Source organism: Bradyrhizobium sp. WSM2254, assembly GCF_000472645.1.
Lineage (GTDB): Bacteria > Pseudomonadota > Alphaproteobacteria > Rhizobiales > Xanthobacteraceae > Bradyrhizobium > Bradyrhizobium niftali.
The window spans coordinates 1-15,002 of the sequence record NZ_AXAB01000051.1; the positions used below are offsets into that span (position 1 = coordinate 1).

Below are 15,002 nucleotides of genomic sequence, written 5' to 3' on the forward strand. Positions count from 1 at the left end.
GAATACGACAGCCATGAGATCGTGCGCCGCGTTTCCACGACCAAGGCCTACGTCAGCTTCAAGGGATGTCATTGGAAAGTGCCACAGGCCTTCTGTGGTGAGCGCCTCGCCATCCGCCCCTCGGCAAACGATGCGCAATACGGGGTCTTCTTTGCCGCCCACCAAGTCGCTATCATCGACTTGGCGAGCGGAAAAAGTGTCGGCTATGTCCCCGAACACCCGTCGGTCATGTCCCCGGGCTGAACACTTGACCGGGCGATCCAGTATTCCGTGAGTGCAGTGATTGAGCCGAGAGGCCGCGGCGTACTGGATTCCCCGCCTTCGCGGGGAATGACAGCGGTGAGCGTGGCGAGAATTTCCCCCTCCCGCCCTAATAATCCACCTTCACCAGATACAGCCCGTCAGGCGGGGCGACGATGCCGCAGGCGGCGCGGTTGCGGGCTTTGAGCGCGGCGGAGAGATCGTCGGCGGTCCAGCGTCCCTCGCCGACCCAGACCAGCGATCCCACCATCGAGCGCACCTGGCTGTGCAGGAACGAGCGCGCCGAGGTGACGATGGTGATCTCGCGCCCGTCGCGCTCGACGTCGAGCTGGTCGAGCGTCTTCTCCGGTGATTTGGCCTGGCACTCAGTGTCGCGGAAGGTCGTGAAATCGTGCTTGCCGAGCAGGCGCTGCGCGGCCGCATGCATCGCCTCGGCATCGAGCCGTCGCGGCACGCGCCAGGCGTGGCCGACGTCGAGCGCGAGATTGGCGCGGGTGTTGACGATGCGGTAGCGATAGTGGCGCTTCACGGCGGAGAAGCGCGCCTCGAAGGTATCAGGCACGATCTCGGCCTCGAGCACCGCAATCGGATGCGGGCGCAGATGCGCGTTGAGCCCATCGCGAAAACGGCCCGGCGGAAACTGCTTCTCGATGTCGACATGCGCGACCTGGCCGCGCGCATGCACGCCGGCATCGGTGCGGCCGGCGCCATGCACCCGCAGATCCGCGCCGGTCATCGCCTTCACCGCCGCTTCCAATGCGCCCTGCACCGACGGCAGCGTGTCCTGCACCTGCCAGCCGAAGAACGGCGCGCCGTCATATTCGATGGTGAGCTTGTAGCGGGGCATCGTTTCCAATTCTGCCGTCATCGCCCGGCTTGACCGGGCGATCCAGTACGCCGCGGCCCCTCCGTTCAACCGAGAAGTCTCGGCGTACTGGATACCCCGCCTTCACGGGGTATGACAGTGTCAGGTGAACCTCGCGCCCGCCTTCATCGGCACGCCGCGCAGGAAGTCGACCGCCTGCATCCGCGCCTTGCCTTCGCGCTGCAGCTCGATGATGCGGATCGCGCCCTCGCCGCAGGCGATGGTGAGCTGGTCGTCGAGCACCTCGCCCGGCGCGCCCGAGCCCTTGGCGAGCGCGCAGCGCAGGATTTTTGCGCGCGAATTCTCGCTGACGCCTGCGAGCTCGGCCCAGGCGCCGGGGAACGGCGACAGGCCGTGGATGTGGCGCAGCACGGCGTGCGCGGGCTTGCTCCAGTCGATGCGCGCCTCGGCCTTGTCGATCTTGGCCGCATAGGTGACGCCGTCCTCGCTCTGCTTCTTGAGCTGGAGGCCGCCGCGGCCGAGCGCCGCCATGGCCCGCACCATCAGGTCGGCGCCGAGCCGGGACAGGCGATCGTGCAGGTCCGCCGCGGTCATGTTGTCGGTGATCGCGAGGCGCTCGGCCATGGCGACGTCGCCGGTGTCGAGGCCGACGTCCATCTTCATCACCATGACGCCGCTCTCGGCATCGCCCGCCATGATGGCGCGGTTGATGGGCGCGGCGCCGCGCCAGCGCGGCAGCAGCGAAGCGTGCAGATTGTAGCAGCCGAGCTTTGGCGCATCGAGAATGGCCTGCGGCAGGATCATGCCGTAGGCGACGACCACGGCGGCGTCGGCGTCAAAAGCGCGAAACTGCTCCAGCGCTTCCTCCGTCTTCAGCGTCTTCGGCGTCAGCACGGGCACGCCGAGTTTTCGCGCGGCTTCCTCCACCGGGGTCGGCTGCAGTTGCAGGCCGCGCCGCCCGCCCGGCTTCGGCGCACGCGTATAGACAGCCACGATTTCATGGCCATGCGCGACGAGCTCGAGCAGCGTCGGCACGGAGAAATCGGGCGTGCCCATGAAGATGAGGCGAAGGGGCATCAACAGAACTCGCTGCGTTCCCTCCCCCCTTGCGGGGGAGGGCTAGGGAGGGGGGTGCCACACGGCGCGCTCTGTCGGCGTAAGCGCGGACTAGTTCTTGGCCCCGGTTAGACTTTTTCCTGGGCTACCCCTCTCCCCCACCCTCCCCCGCAAGGGGGGAGGGAGCGCAGAGGCGTTCGCGGCGGCACCAGTCGCTTACAACTTACTTACTCCGCGCGCTTGGCGGCTTTCTCGAACTTCTTGATCACGCGGTCGCGCTTGAGCTTCGACAGATAGTCGACGAACAAGACGCCGTTGAGATGGTCGATCTCGTGCTGGATGCAGGTGGCGTAGAGGCCTTCGGCGTCCTCCTCGTGCACCTTGCCGTCGAGATCGGTGAAGCGCACGCGCACCTTCGCGGGACGTTCGACCTCCTCGTAATATTCGGGGATCGACAGGCAGCCTTCCTCGTAGACCGACAGCTCCTCGGACGAGGCGATGACTTCCGGATTGATGAAGACGCGCGGCTCCGGCTTGGTCTCGCCGTTCTCGTCGCGCTTGGCGAGGTCCATGGTGATCAGCCGCAACGGCTGCGCGATCTGGATCGCCGCGAGGCCAATGCCGGGCGCGTCGTACATGGTCTCGAACATGTCGTCGGCAAGCTTGCGGATCTCCGTCGTGACCTTCTCGATCGGCTTGGAGACCAGACGCAGCTGCTTGTCGGGCAGGATGATGATTTCTCTGAGGGCCATGGCGGCGATTTAAGCCGGGCGCCGGACGCGGTCAATGCGGCCAGGAACCCCGTTAACTCTCCGCTAACCATAAAACTTCAGGTTTCGTTAACCATAAAAATTAACGGGGCATTTACCGGAAATGTTCGCTATTCGTTCGTGCAGCCAGCCGAATCGGCTAGAAGGGCAGGCATGAACGAGATCATTTTCGTGGCCGGCGACTGGCCGGTGCGCACGATCGACGCGCTGATCGGCTTCGGTGTCCTGGTCCTCATCCTGCTGGTTGTGATCGCCGTGGTGATTGCACGCTCGGGGCGGCGCGGGGCGGAACTCGCGATGGCGAATGCGATCCGCGCCGACGAGCTCGAGGAGCGCATCAGCCAGATGCTGCACGCCCAGAGCGAAGCTGCCGGCCGTGCCGACGCCATGACCCAGGCGCTGGCCGGCCGCCAGGCCGAGATGGCCCGCGCGGTCAATGAGCGGCTGGATTCGGTCACCCATCGCGTCGGCCAGTCCATGGAGCACTCGACCCGCAACACCATGGAGAGCCTGCACGCCCTGCACGAGCGGCTCGGCATCATCGACAACGCGCACAAGAACCTCACCGACCTCACCACACAGGTAACGACGTTGCGCGACGTGCTCGCCAACAAGCAGTCGCGCGGCGCCTTCGGCCAGGCGCGGATGGAGGCGATCGTCCAGGACGGCTTGCCGAAGGGCGCCTACGAGTTCCAGTTCACGCTTTCGACCGGAAAGCGGCCGGACTGCGTCGTGTTCCTTCCCGATCAGCGCCCGCTCTGCATCGACGCGAAGTTTCCGCTGGAGGCGATGACCGCGCTGCACGATGCCCGCACCGATGAGGAGAAGCGGATCGCCACGCAGCGGCTGCGCGGCGACGTGATGAAGCATGTCAGCGACATCGCGGAAAAATATCTCGTCACCGGCGAGACCCAGGAGATGGCGCTGATGTTCGTGCCGTCGGAATCGGTCTACGCCGAGATCCATGACGGTTTCGACGACGTGATCCAGAAGGCCTATCGCGCCCGCGTGGTGCTGGTGTCGCCCTCGCTGCTGATGCTGGCGATCCAGGTGATGCAGCAGATCATGAAGGACGCGCGCATGCGCGACGCCGCCGACCAGATCCGCACCGAGGTCATCAAGCTCGGCGACGATCTCGGCCGCCTGCGCGACCGCGTCCTGAAGCTGCAGAAGCATTTTGCCGACGCCAACGAGGACGTCCGCCAGGTGCTGATCTCCGCCGACAAGATCGAGAAGCGCGCCGGACGGATCGAGGAGCTCGATTTCAGCAAGGCCGATGCGCCGGCGGAGGGCCCGCACCTGGTGGCAACCGGCGCGCCCGAACTGTTCCCGAGGAAGCTCCAGGCGGGGGAGTGATTCTCTTCTGAGATCCGGTACGCTGACGCCACAATTTCGCTGTCGTCGCCCGGCTTGACCGGGCGACCCAGTATCCCAGAGGCGGCAGATGGGCGCACGCTGCAACTACGTGTACATCCTCGCCAGCAAGATTGGGGGCACGCTGTATATCGGCTTGACGAATGACCGCATCCGCCGCGTAGCCGAGCACAAGTCAAAGCTGATCGAGAGTTTCACAGAGAAATATGACGTCGCGAGGCTCGTCTACTTCGAGCAGTTCGATGACCCCGAGAATGCGATCAAACGAGAGAAGCGGCTCAAGAAGTGGAACAGGGCCTGGAAGGTCCGCTTGATCGAGCAGCACAACCCGAATTGGGATGATCTCTATCCCGGAATAGCCGGACCACCATGACACTGTCGACGCTGTCATACCTCGCGAAGGCGGGGTATCCAGTACGCTGCGGCGGGTGTGATTGAACCGAGACGCTGGTGGTTACTGGATCGTCCGCCTTCGCGGACGATGACAGCGGAGAGGACGACGACAGCTCCCTTGTGGCCCCCAGAATCTGCTAACACCTCCCCATGACCGCCCCCGACGCGACCTCCCCCGCCGCGACTTCCGCCCCGGCCGCCTCCTGGCGTGACGGCCTTGCCGTGTACCTGCAACCGCGGGTGCTGATCGTGCTGTTCCTCGGCTTCTCGTCCGGGCTGCCGCTGGCGCTGTCGGGCTCGACGCTGCTGGTGTGGATGCGCGAGGCCGGGGTCGATCTCGGAACCATCGGGCTGTTTGCGCTGGTCGGCACGCCCTACACGCTGAAATTCTTGTGGGCGCCGCTGGTGGATGCGCTGCACGTGCCGCTGTTCACGCGCGCGTTCGGACGCCGGCGCGGCTGGCTGCTGTTCTCGCAGCTGCTGCTGATCGTCGCCATCCTGCTGCTGGCGCTGACCGATCCCGCACGCTCACCGTTCTACGTCGCGCTCGGCGCGCTGCTGGTGGCGACGACGTCCTCGACGCAGGACATCGTGGTCGACGCCTTCCGCGTCGAGAGCCTGCCGGAGAGCGAGCAGGCCGCCGGCATGGCGTCCTATGTCGCCGCCTATCGCATCGGCATGCTGGTCTCGACCGCGGGCGCGCTGTTCATCGTCTCCGGTTTCGAGAGCACCGGCATTCCGCGCACATCGGCCTGGATGTGGGGCTATGTGGTGATGGCGGCGATGGTGCTGATCGGCACGATCACGGCGCTGGCCGCGACCGAGCCCGAGCAGTCGGTGCGGGCGGAAGCCGCAACGCAGGCCGAGACGGCGTTCGCGCGCGTGCTGCACGCGGCGATCGGCGCCTTCTCGGAATTCCTGGCGCGCAAGGACGCGCTCGCTGCGCTTGCCTTCGTCGTGCTGTTCAAGTTCACCGACGCCTTCTCCGGCACCATGACGGCGCCGTTCGTGATCGACCTCGGCTTCTCCCGCAACGACTATGCGGCGATCGTGAAGGGCGTCGGCCTCGCCGCCACGCTGATCGGCGGCTTTGCCGGCGGCTTCGTCGCGCGGCGCTATTCACTGGCGACGAGCCTGTGGATCGGCGGCGTGGTGCAGGCGCTCGCCAACCTGTCGTTCTCCTGGCTGGCCTTCGTCGGCACCAGCCAATGGGCGCTCGCCTTCGCCATCACCTGCGAAAACTTCACCAGCGCCATCGGCACCGTGATCTTCGTCGCCTATCTCTCCGCGCTATGCCAGAACCCGCTGCACACGGCGACCCAATACGCGCTGCTGACCGCGCTCGCCGCGGTGGGACGCACCTATCTCTCGTCGGTGGCGGGCTATGTCGCCAAGGCCACCGGCTGGCCGCTGTTCTTCGTGATCTGCGTGCTGGTGGCGATCCCGAGCCTTGTCCTGCTGACATGGTTGCAGAAGCGCGGGCATTTCGAAGAGCTGGGGCCGGTGCGGGTGTAGCGCAACGCTCGCCGTCATGCCCCGCGAAGGCGGGGCATCCAGTATTCCAGAGACGGTTGTGATTGACCGAGAAGCCGCGGCGTACTGGATCGCCCGCCTTCGCGGGCGATGACACCGGAATCGTGGAGAAGGTGCCGCGCCGCCCCCTACTGCTTCTTGATGATGCTCCACTTCGTGACCACGGCTTCGCTCATCTGGCCGGGATCGCTGGCGCAGGCGACTTCGTCGACCTTGACCGAGATCTCCTTGCCGACGAACGATTTCAGCTGCGTCGCCTGCGCGTCGCTGGATGTGACGAGCTGGAAGGTCTCGGGGCCGGTCTCGAGATTGCACAGCCCGTTCGGCGCCGGCAGGCGGCGCGGCTCGGAGGTGATCTGATACATCGCGATCCGCTTGCCGGCATTCTTGACGTCGCGCACCTTCATCGCGTTCAGCTCGCCCGAGAGCACGTCGCCGGTGTTGATCGGCTTGCCGGGCTTGGGCGGCGGCGGCGCCGCGTCGTCCTGCTGCGCGGAGATGGCCGGCGTCACCAGCAGCATCATCGTCGCGACCAAAGCCAATCGAGTGGCGAAAAGTTTCGTCATGTCGTCCGTTCCGTAGGGTCTGTAGGATCGCTAGAACAGGGTTCGCTGCCGCATCGCGGCCGATAGCGTACCTTCATCGAGATAATCAAGCTCGCCGCCAACCGGCACACCATGGGCGAGACGCGTTACTTTTACGTTGGCGTCCTGGAGCAGGTCGGTGATGTAGTGCGCCGTGGTCTGGCCGTCCACCGTCGCGTTCAGCGCGAGGATGATCTCGTGCACCTCGGCAGCATGCGCGCGCGCAACCAGCGCGTCGATGGTGAGGTCCTGCGGACCGACGCCGTCGAGCGGCGACAATGTCGCACCGAGCACATGATAGCGCCCTTGAGTCGCATTGGCCCGCTCCAGCGCCCAGAGGTCGGCGACGTCGGCGACGACCACGATGATCGAAGGATCGCGCTTCGGATCGGTGCAGACGGTGCAGGGATTTTGCGTGTCGATGTTGCCGCAGGTCTTGCAGACCTGGACCTTGTCGAGCGCGACCTGGAGGGCCGAGGTCAGCGGCATCATCAGCGCTTCGCGCTTCTTGATCAGATGCAGCGCGGCGCGCCGCGCCGAGCGCGGACCGAGGCCCGGCAGCCGTGCGAGAAGCTGCACCAGCCGCTCGATTTCAGGACCTGCAACCGCGCCCATGTTACTGGCCGAACAGCCCCGGCGGCAGGCCGAGCCCGCCGGTGAGCGATTGCATCTTCTCCTGCACGGCGGCCTCCGCCTTGCGGCGGGCATCGCCGAGCGCGGTCACGAGCAGGTCCTCAAGCACCTCGCGCTCTTCCGCCTTCATCAGCGAGGGATCGATCTTGACGCCCTTGACGTCCATCTTCGCGGTCATGCGCACCACGACGAGGCCGCCGCCGGAGATGCCTTCGACCTCCACATTGCCGAGCGCGTCCTGCATCTCCTGCATTTTGGATTGCAGCTGCGCCGCCTGCTTCATCATGCCGAGAAAATCAGCCATAGGTCGGGTGTCCTTGGAAAGATAGGCTCAGAGATCGTCGTCGCCGTCGGAACCGTCGGGCGGATCGTCACTGCCATAGTCGGCGTTAATATTGGATTCCGGCGTCTCGGGGGCAAGCCTGCGGACCTCGACGACCTTCGATCCGGGGAAGCGCGACAGCACCTCCTGCACGCGCGGATCGGCCTCAGCGGTACGCGCATGCTCCTGCTTGGCGGCCTGGTTCACCGAACGCAATGTCGGCTGGCCCTGCTCGTTGGAGACGATCACGGTCCAGCGGCGGCCGGTCCAGAGCTCGAACTTGCGCGCGAGCTCGGTGATCATGGTCTTGGAGGCGTTGGGCTCGAGCGCGACTTCCAGCCGGCCCTCCTCGAAACGGACGAGACGCATGTCGGCTTCGAGCGCGCCCTTGGTCATGAGGTCGCGCTTCTGGCCCGCGATCGCGACGAGCTGGGTGAAGCTGGTGATGCGCAGCTGGTGTGCTGCGGCTTGCGGATCGGGCGCTGGTGCCGCCATCTGCGGCCGGGCGCCACCGCCGAATGATGACGGCGAACTCGGCGCGCGCATGGGCGCCGCCTGGGCAACAGGCGCTGCGGAAGCCATCGGCGCGGCCGGCGCACTGCGTGCCGCACTGCCGCCGCTCACGACCGGCGAGCCACCGCCGTTCTGCTCCAGCATCCTGATCGCCTCGTCCGGCGTCGGCAGGTCGGCGACATAGGCGATGCGCACCAGCACCATCTCGGCGGCCGCAGCAGGGCGCGTCGCGGCCTGCACCTCGGTGATGCCCTTGAGCAGCATCTGCCACATCCGGGACAGCACGCGCATGGAGATTTTCGAGGCGAAATCCCGCGCGCGCACCCGCTCGGTCTCGCCATAGGCGACGTTATCGGCGGTCGCCGGCACGATCTTCACGCGGGTGACGAAATTGACGAACTCGGCAAGGTCCGAGAGCACGACGATCGGATCGGCGCCGACGTCGTACTGGTCGCGGAACTCCTTGAAGGCGGCAGCGATATCGCCGCGCGCCAGCGAATCGAACAGGTCGATCACACGCGTGCGATCGGCGAGCCCCAGCATCTGCCTGACGGCATCGGCTTTCACCGTGCCTGCCGCATGCGCGATCGCCTGGTCGAGCAGCGACAGCGAATCGCGCACGGAGCCTTCCGCGGCGCGCGCGATGATACCGAGCGCCTCGGGCTCGATCTCGACGCTTTCCTTCGCGGCGATGCTGGCAAGGTGCTTCATCAGCACGTCGGCCTCGACCCGGCGCAGGTCGAAGCGCTGGCAGCGCGACAGCACGGTGACGGGAACCTTGCGAATCTCCGTCGTCGCGAACACGAACTTGGCGTGCTCCGGCGGTTCCTCCAGCGTCTTCAGGAAGGCGTTGAACGCCGCCGTCGACAGCATGTGGACTTCGTCGATGATGTAGACCTTGTAGCGGGCGCTGGCCGGCGCGTAGCGCACGCTGTCGTTGATCTGGCGGACATCGTCGACGCCGGTATGCGAGGCCGCGTCCATCTCCAGCACGTCCATGTGCCGGCTTTCCATGATCGCCTGGCAATGCACGCCGAGTGTCGGCATGTGGATGGTCGGGCCCTTCACCGAGCCATCCGGCATCTCGTAGTTGAGTGCACGGGCCAGGATGCGCGCAGTGGTGGTCTTGCCGACGCCGCGGACGCCGGTGAGGATCCAGGCCTGCGGGATGCGCCCGGTCTCGAACGCGTTGGAGACGGTGCGGACCACGGCCTCCTGGCCGATCAGATCGTCGAAAGAGGAGGGGCGGTATTTGCGCGCCAGCACCCGGTAGGGCGTGCCAGCCTGGCTGGCGCTATTGGAATTGGGAGGGGCGCCAGCGTCGGTCATCGGTCGATCCGCAATGAAATCTCTCTCGGCCGGCTCTTGCGGAAAGGAGCGCGCTGGCGGCAGGGCCGCCGGCGCAATTCGCTCGGAAAAACAGGTAGGAGACTGACGAGCGACCCGATCCGGACCTCGTTAGGGCTGCTTCCTTCCGGACCTGACCCGGTTGGCGAGTGGCTCGTCCACCGCCAATCTCCCGGTCCCTATTTGGGGCCAAAGGGAGCGGAAAGCAAGCGGGTATCAGCCTGAACCGGTTGGGTTTGCCCAGCATCCGGGCAAATCCGGATCTGCCCAGCCGACAGGCTGTGCTTTCGCTGATGAGACCACCTTGCTAAGAACGCTGCCGGAACTCCCCTTCAACCAGAAAAGCGATTGATCCCAATGGTTACACGTCGTGATGTTGCATCGATTGTCGGACTTGGCGCCGTTGGCGTGATGGCTGCGGGCGCACTGGCGTCCCCGGCCGTGGCCCAGGCCGCCGATCCGAACGAATCGACCTTCGCCCGTATCCGCCGTTCCAAGAAGATGCGGATCGGCGCGGTCGCCGGTGGCGCGCCCTATTACATGAAGGATCTCGCCAGCGGCCAGTGGAAGGGCTTTTACGTCGACATCGCCAAGGCGCTCGCCGACGACATGGAAGCCGAGCTCGAGATCACCGAGACCACCTGGGGCAATTCGGTGCTGGACCTGCAGTCCAACAAGATCGACATCTTCTTCGGCCTGAACCCGACCCCGAAGCGCGCGCTGGTGATCGATTTCTCGGTGCCGGTCTTCAACAACGCCTTCGGCATCCTCTGCAAGAAGGACTTCAAGCCGAAGAGCTGGGCCGAGCTGAACTCGCCCGACGTCAAGATCGCGGTCGACCAGGGCTCCTCGCATGACCAGGTCGTCAGCCGCCTGACGCCGAAGGCGCAGATCTCGCGCCTGAAGACCGCGGACGACGCCACCGCCGCGCTCCAGACCGGCCGCGTCGACGCGCAGTGCCTGATCACCATGCTGTCGCTGACGGTGCTGAAGAAGAACCCCTCGCTCGGCCAGTTCGTGCTGCCGACCCCGATCTTCGCCACCACGTCGAACGCCGGCTTCCGCCGCGAGGCAGACAAGACCTGGCGCGACTACGTCAACACCTGGATCGACTTCAACAAGGGCCTCGGCTTCATCCGCAACGCGATCATCACCAACATGGAACTGGTGGGCGTGACCGAGGCGGACATTCCGCCGGGCGTTTCGCTGTAAGCTTCCACTGTCATTCCGGGGCGATGCGAAGCATCGAACCCGGAATCTCGAGATTCCGGGTTCGCCCTTCGGGCGCCCCGGAATGACGGTGTAAGTGGTTAGCCGCACGACGAGTAAACGCACGCATGTATCATTGGGACTTCGGCATCCTCTGGAGCTATCGCTGGCTCTTTCTCAACGGGCTCGGCGTCACTGTCGGCTTCACCGTGGTCATCGTGGTGCTCGGCCTCGTCTTCGGCCTGTTCGGGGCGTTCGGCAGCCTGTCGCGCTTCAAGGCGGTGCGCCTCGTCGCGCTCACCTTCATCGAGGCGTTCCGCTGCACGCCGATCCTGGTGCAGCTGATCTGGTTCTATTACGCGCTGCCGATCCTCGCCGGCGTCGAGATGACGCCGATCACGGCCTCGGCGCTGGCGCTCTCGCTCTATGGCGGCTCGTTCTATTCGGAGATCATCCGCGGCGGCATCGTCTCGATCGACAAGGGCCAGTCCGAAGCGGGAGCCGCGCTCGGCATGACCCCTGGCCAGGCGATGCGGCGCATCGTGCTGCCGCAGGCGATCAAGCGCATGATCCCGGCGCTGATGAACCAGTCGATCATCCAGTTCAAGAACACCTCGCTGGTCTCGGTGCTGGCGGTGCCTGACCTCGTCTATCAGAGCCAGGTCGCGGCCCATGACAGCTACCGGCCGCTGGAAACCTACACCGCGGTCGCGGTCGCCTATGCGGCGATCCTGATTCCGCTCACCATCATCGTCCGGCGCGGCGAGAAGCGACTGGCGGTCGGCGAATGAACGAGATGTCGAAAATCGAGATCCGTGGACTGCGCAAAAGTTTTGGCAGCAACGAGGTCCTGAAGACCATCAGCCTCGACGTCGCCAAGGGCGGCGTCGTGGCGCTGATCGGCCCGTCGGGCTCGGGCAAGTCGACGCTGCTCCGCTGCATCAATCTTCTGGTGACGCCTGATGGCGGCAGCGTTCGCGTCGGCGATACACGCTTCCAGTTCGGCGAAGGCACAAAGCTGCCCGACGTGAAGACACTCGCAAGATTCCGCGCCACCACCGGCATGGTGTTCCAGCACTTCAACCTGTTCCCGCACATGACCACGCTCCAGAACGTGATGGAGGGACCGGTCACGGTGCGGCGCATGGCCAGGGCGGATGCCGAGAAGCTCGCGCGTGCGCAGCTCGCCAAGGTCGGGCTTGCGGAAAAGGCCGACCAATATCCGGCGACGCTCTCCGGCGGACAGAAGCAGCGCGTCGCGATCGCCCGGGCGCTCGCGATGGAGCCGGACGTGATGCTGTTCGACGAGGCGACCTCGGCGCTCGACCCTGAACTCGTCGGCGAGGTGCTCGCCGTGATGCAGCGGCTGGCGTCGGAAGGCATGACCATGGTGATCGTGACCCATGAGATCGCTTTTGCCCGCGAGGTCGCCGACCGCCTCATCTTCATGCGCGACGGTGTCGTCGTCGAGGAAGGCCCGGCGCGGCAGGTGATCGACAATCCGCAGGAAGCCGCGACGCGTGCCTTCCTCAGCCATTTCCACCGCACCGGCGCATTGCCGCCGGCCAACGCAACATCGTGATGCCAAATATCGATCGCGCCTATCTCGTCACCGGTGCCGCCAGCGGCATCGGCCGCGCCACCGCAAGACTGCTCGCGGCGCCGGGCACCGCGCTGCTGCTGCACACGCGCTCCAACGCGGCCGGCCTCGATGCCACCGCGGCGGAAGCCGAAGCGCAAGGCGCCGTGGTCGCAAAGTGCCTCGGCGACCTCGCCGGGGAGGCCGCCGCCACGGACGCCGTCGCCGCCGCGCAAGCCGCCTTCGGCCGGCTCGATGGATTGGTTCTCGTGGGCGGCCACGCCCGCCGCGGCAGCGCGATCGGCACGCCGGCGGATCAATTTCGCCAGGCGATGGACGAATCGGCGCTGGCGTTCACGCGTCTGGTCGACGCCGCGCTGCCGCTGCTGCGCGCTGGCCGCGACGCACGGATCGTCGCGGTGTCGTCCTTCGTGGCCCACGCGATCCGCCCCGAATTCGCGCCCTTCGCGGCGACGGCCGCGAGCCGTTCCGCGCTGGAAGCCTTGGTGCGGCTCACCGCAGTTGAACTGGCCAGCGACGGCATCACCGTCAACGCGGTGGCGCCGGGCCTCATCGTCAAGGACAAGCCAAGCGAAAGCCGGCTGTCACCCGAGCAGATCGCCGCAACCGAGGCGCTGATCCCGATGCGCCGCCGCGGGCGGCCGGAGGAAGTGGCCGAAATCATCGCATTCCTGGCGTCCCCCAAAGCATCCTACGTCACCGGCCAAGTCTGGCACGTCAATGGAGGCCTGACATGACCGAAGCAACCGTCGAACGCATCAGGCTGTTCCTGATCGAAAGCCCGATCAAGATGGCGCGCCTGCAAGGCGTCGGCAATGTCAAGGGCACGGTGAAGCGCGTGCTGCTCGAGCTCACGTCCAGCGACGGCGTGGTCGGCTGGGGCGAGGCGGCGCCGTGGGAGGTGTTCACGGGAACGCCGGAGGCGGCGTTCTCCGCGCTCGACATCTATCTGCGGCCGATCGTGCTCGGCAAACCGGTGCGCCGCATCCGCGCGCTGATGACGGAGCTCGACCGCGCACTGGTCGGCCATGCCGAGGCGAAGGTCGCAATCGAGATGGCACTGCTCGACATCGTCGGCAAATCGTCGGGGCTGTCGGTCGCCGACCTGCTCGGCGGCCGGGTGCGCGACACCATCCCGCTCTCCTTCTCGATCGCCGATCCGGACTTTTCCGCCGATCTCGAACGCATGCGAAAAATGGTTCCGGACGGCAATGTCATCTACAAGGTCAAGACCGGCGTGAAGCCGCATCGCGAGGATCTCGACCACCTCGAGGCGATCCGGAAAGAATTCGGCGACAAGGTCGATCTGCGTGTCGACTACAACCAGGCGCTGGCGCCGTTCGGCGCCATCAAGATCCTGCGCGATGTCGAGCAGTTCGCGCCGACCTTCATCGAGCAGCCGGTGCCGCGCAAATATCTCGACGTCATGGCGCAGCTCACCGCGGCGCTGGAAACGCCCGTGCTCGCCGACGAAAGCTGTTTCGACCGCCGCGACATGATGGAGGTGGTGCGCCGCGAGGCGGCCGATGCCGTCTCGATCAAGCTGATGAAGGCCGGCGGCCTGTTCGAGGCGCAGGCCATCATGGCGATCGCCGACATCGCCGGCCTGCCCGGCTATGGCGGCACGCTGTGGGAGGGCGGCATCGGCCTTGCCGCCGGGACGCAGCTGATCGCGGCCACGCCCGGCATCTCGCTCGGCTGTGAATTCTACATGCCGCATCATGTGCTGACCGAGGACGTGCTGGAAGAGCGCGTCGCCAACCGCGCCGGCCATGTCGTGGTGCCGGACGGCCCCGGTCTCGGCATTCACGTCAGCGAAGCCTCGGTCCGCGCCAATGCGCGGGTGCTGGCGGAGGCGTAAGGCAGCCGACAGCGCACCTCCACAAACTCGGTCGTCGTCCCGGGCAAGCGTCAGCGCAGACCCGGGACCCATAACCACAGGATCGAGTTTGACGAAGACTCCGGGTTGCCAGCTCGCGCAATAACCACTCCCTGTGGTTATGGATCCCGGATCTGCGCGCGCTTGGGGCGCGCTTGTCCGGGACGACGACCGCGTATGCGGTGACAGCGGGGCCGAATCCTTCCCCTATCGGAATCGGTATCGTATGGTCGGACCTAACAAGCCCGCCCCCACCGGGCCATCCGGAAAACCTTCATGTCCGAACCCGCCTGGTCGCTGCACTCCCGCCTGAAAGAGGACACCATCGACATCGGCGACCTGCCGTTGTCGAAGGTGCTGGTCATCAAGGACGCGCATTATCCCTGGCTGCTGCTGGTGCCGCGGCGCCCCGATGCGGTCGAGATCATCGATCTCGACGAGGTGCAGCAGGCGCAGTTGATGACCGAGATCTCCCGCGTCTCGCGCGCGCTGAAGGAGATCACCAAATGCGACAAGCTCAATATCGCGGCGCTCGGCAACCTCGTGCCGCAGCTTCACGTCCACATCATCGCCCGCCGCACCGGTGACGCCGCCTGGCCGCGGCCGGTCTGGGGCGTGATGCAGCCCTTGGCGCATGACGCCACCGAGGTGCAGAATTTCATCAGCGCGCTTCGCCGAAAAATCTGGTTGGGTTGAAAGAAC

Annotated in this window: 16 protein-coding genes, 1 other RNA gene and 1 pseudogene; 10 read left to right on the forward strand and 8 right to left on the reverse strand. The window is 65.9% G+C overall.

Annotation, left to right across the window (positions count from 1 at the left end; translation table 11 throughout):
* Positions 1 to 243, forward strand: a pseudogene (locus A3M7_RS45145) (IS481 family transposase); the annotation flags it as partial.
* 127 nt (positions 244 to 370) lie between these two features.
* Here the strand turns inward: A3M7_RS45145 and truA are convergent.
* The 3 genes from truA to def form a co-directional block, all read right to left on the reverse strand.
* Positions 371 to 1,108 carry a tRNA pseudouridine(38-40) synthase TruA gene (truA, locus tag A3M7_RS0131300; protein WP_027547472.1) on the reverse strand — a complete coding sequence of 246 codons (738 nt, stop codon included), beginning with the start codon at positions 1,106 to 1,108 and terminating at the stop codon, positions 371 to 373.
* Positions 1,109 to 1,228: 120 nt separating this feature from the next.
* Complete coding sequence (fmt, locus tag A3M7_RS0131305; protein WP_027547473.1) at positions 1,229 to 2,164, reverse strand: methionyl-tRNA formyltransferase; 936 nt, start codon at positions 2,162 to 2,164, stop codon at positions 1,229 to 1,231.
* 206 nt (positions 2,165 to 2,370) lie between these two features.
* On the reverse strand, positions 2,371 to 2,895 hold the full coding sequence (gene def, locus A3M7_RS0131310) for a peptide deformylase (protein WP_027547474.1): 525 nt from the start codon (positions 2,893 to 2,895) through the stop codon (positions 2,371 to 2,373).
* Between the two features lie 171 nt (positions 2,896 to 3,066).
* On the opposite strand from def, the gene A3M7_RS0131315 reads away from it, so the two are divergent.
* The 3 genes from A3M7_RS0131315 (at position 3,067) to A3M7_RS0131325 (ending at position 6,195) form a co-directional block, all read left to right on the forward strand.
* Positions 3,067 to 4,269, forward strand: a complete 1,203-nt coding sequence (locus tag A3M7_RS0131315; protein ID WP_027547475.1) for a DNA recombination protein RmuC — start codon at positions 3,067 to 3,069, stop codon at positions 4,267 to 4,269.
* 88 nt (positions 4,270 to 4,357) lie between these two features.
* Positions 4,358 to 4,660 carry a GIY-YIG nuclease family protein gene (locus tag A3M7_RS0131320; RefSeq protein ID WP_027547476.1) on the forward strand — a complete coding sequence of 101 codons (303 nt, stop codon included), beginning with the start codon at positions 4,358 to 4,360 and terminating at the stop codon, positions 4,658 to 4,660.
* Positions 4,661 to 4,830: 170 nt separating this feature from the next.
* Positions 4,831 to 6,195: an MFS transporter gene (locus tag A3M7_RS0131325; RefSeq protein ID WP_027547477.1), complete on the forward strand. Its 1,365-nt coding sequence runs from the start codon at positions 4,831 to 4,833 to the stop codon at positions 6,193 to 6,195.
* Positions 6,196 to 6,341: 146 nt separating this feature from the next.
* Here A3M7_RS0131325 and A3M7_RS0131330 read toward each other — a convergent pair whose 3' ends face one another.
* From A3M7_RS0131330 to ffs, 5 genes are all read right to left on the reverse strand, one after another.
* Complete coding sequence (locus tag A3M7_RS0131330) at positions 6,342 to 6,779, reverse strand: hypothetical protein (RefSeq protein WP_027547478.1); 438 nt, start codon at positions 6,777 to 6,779, stop codon at positions 6,342 to 6,344.
* Between the two features lie 30 nt (positions 6,780 to 6,809).
* A complete protein-coding gene (gene recR / locus A3M7_RS0131335; protein WP_027547479.1) occupies positions 6,810 to 7,412 on the reverse strand; it encodes a recombination mediator RecR in 603 nt (200 codons plus the stop codon).
* 1 nt (position 7,413) lies between these two features.
* Positions 7,414 to 7,734, reverse strand: coding sequence for a YbaB/EbfC family nucleoid-associated protein (locus A3M7_RS0131340; protein ID WP_011090837.1), 321 nt, complete (start codon positions 7,732 to 7,734; stop codon positions 7,414 to 7,416).
* Positions 7,735 to 7,761: 27 nt separating this feature from the next.
* Positions 7,762 to 9,594: a DNA polymerase III subunit gamma/tau gene (locus tag A3M7_RS0131345; protein ID WP_027547480.1), complete on the reverse strand. Its 1,833-nt coding sequence runs from the start codon at positions 9,592 to 9,594 to the stop codon at positions 7,762 to 7,764.
* A gap of 94 nt (positions 9,595 to 9,688) precedes the next feature.
* Positions 9,689 to 9,785, reverse strand: an RNA gene (ffs, locus tag A3M7_RS45925) — signal recognition particle sRNA small type.
* A gap of 184 nt (positions 9,786 to 9,969) precedes the next feature.
* On the opposite strand from ffs, the gene A3M7_RS0131350 reads away from it, so the two are divergent.
* From A3M7_RS0131350 to A3M7_RS0131375, 6 genes are all read left to right on the forward strand, one after another.
* Positions 9,970 to 10,824: a transporter substrate-binding domain-containing protein gene (locus A3M7_RS0131350; RefSeq protein ID WP_027547481.1), complete on the forward strand. Its 855-nt coding sequence runs from the start codon at positions 9,970 to 9,972 to the stop codon at positions 10,822 to 10,824.
* 125 nt (positions 10,825 to 10,949) lie between these two features.
* The gene (locus tag A3M7_RS0131355; RefSeq protein ID WP_027547482.1) at positions 10,950 to 11,612 is read left to right on the forward strand and encodes an amino acid ABC transporter permease; all 663 of its coding nucleotides are present in this window, start codon (positions 10,950 to 10,952) and stop codon (positions 11,610 to 11,612) included.
* Positions 11,609 to 12,403, forward strand: a complete 795-nt coding sequence (locus A3M7_RS0131360) for an amino acid ABC transporter ATP-binding protein (RefSeq protein WP_027547483.1) — start codon at positions 11,609 to 11,611, stop codon at positions 12,401 to 12,403. Before A3M7_RS0131355 ends, A3M7_RS0131360 begins: the two co-directional genes overlap by 4 nt.
* On the forward strand, positions 12,403 to 13,158 hold the full coding sequence (locus A3M7_RS0131365) for an SDR family NAD(P)-dependent oxidoreductase (protein WP_027547484.1): 756 nt from the start codon (positions 12,403 to 12,405) through the stop codon (positions 13,156 to 13,158). The genes A3M7_RS0131360 and A3M7_RS0131365 overlap by 1 nt, the downstream gene beginning before the upstream one ends.
* Positions 13,155 to 14,282 (forward strand): muconate cycloisomerase family protein, encoded by a 1,128-nt coding sequence (locus tag A3M7_RS0131370; RefSeq protein WP_027547485.1) that lies wholly within the window; start codon positions 13,155 to 13,157, stop codon positions 14,280 to 14,282. Before A3M7_RS0131365 ends, A3M7_RS0131370 begins: the two co-directional genes overlap by 4 nt.
* Positions 14,283 to 14,576: 294 nt before the next feature.
* Positions 14,577 to 14,996, forward strand: coding sequence for an HIT domain-containing protein (locus tag A3M7_RS0131375; protein WP_027547486.1), 420 nt, complete (start codon positions 14,577 to 14,579; stop codon positions 14,994 to 14,996).
* Positions 14,997 to 15,002 lie beyond the last annotated feature (6 nt).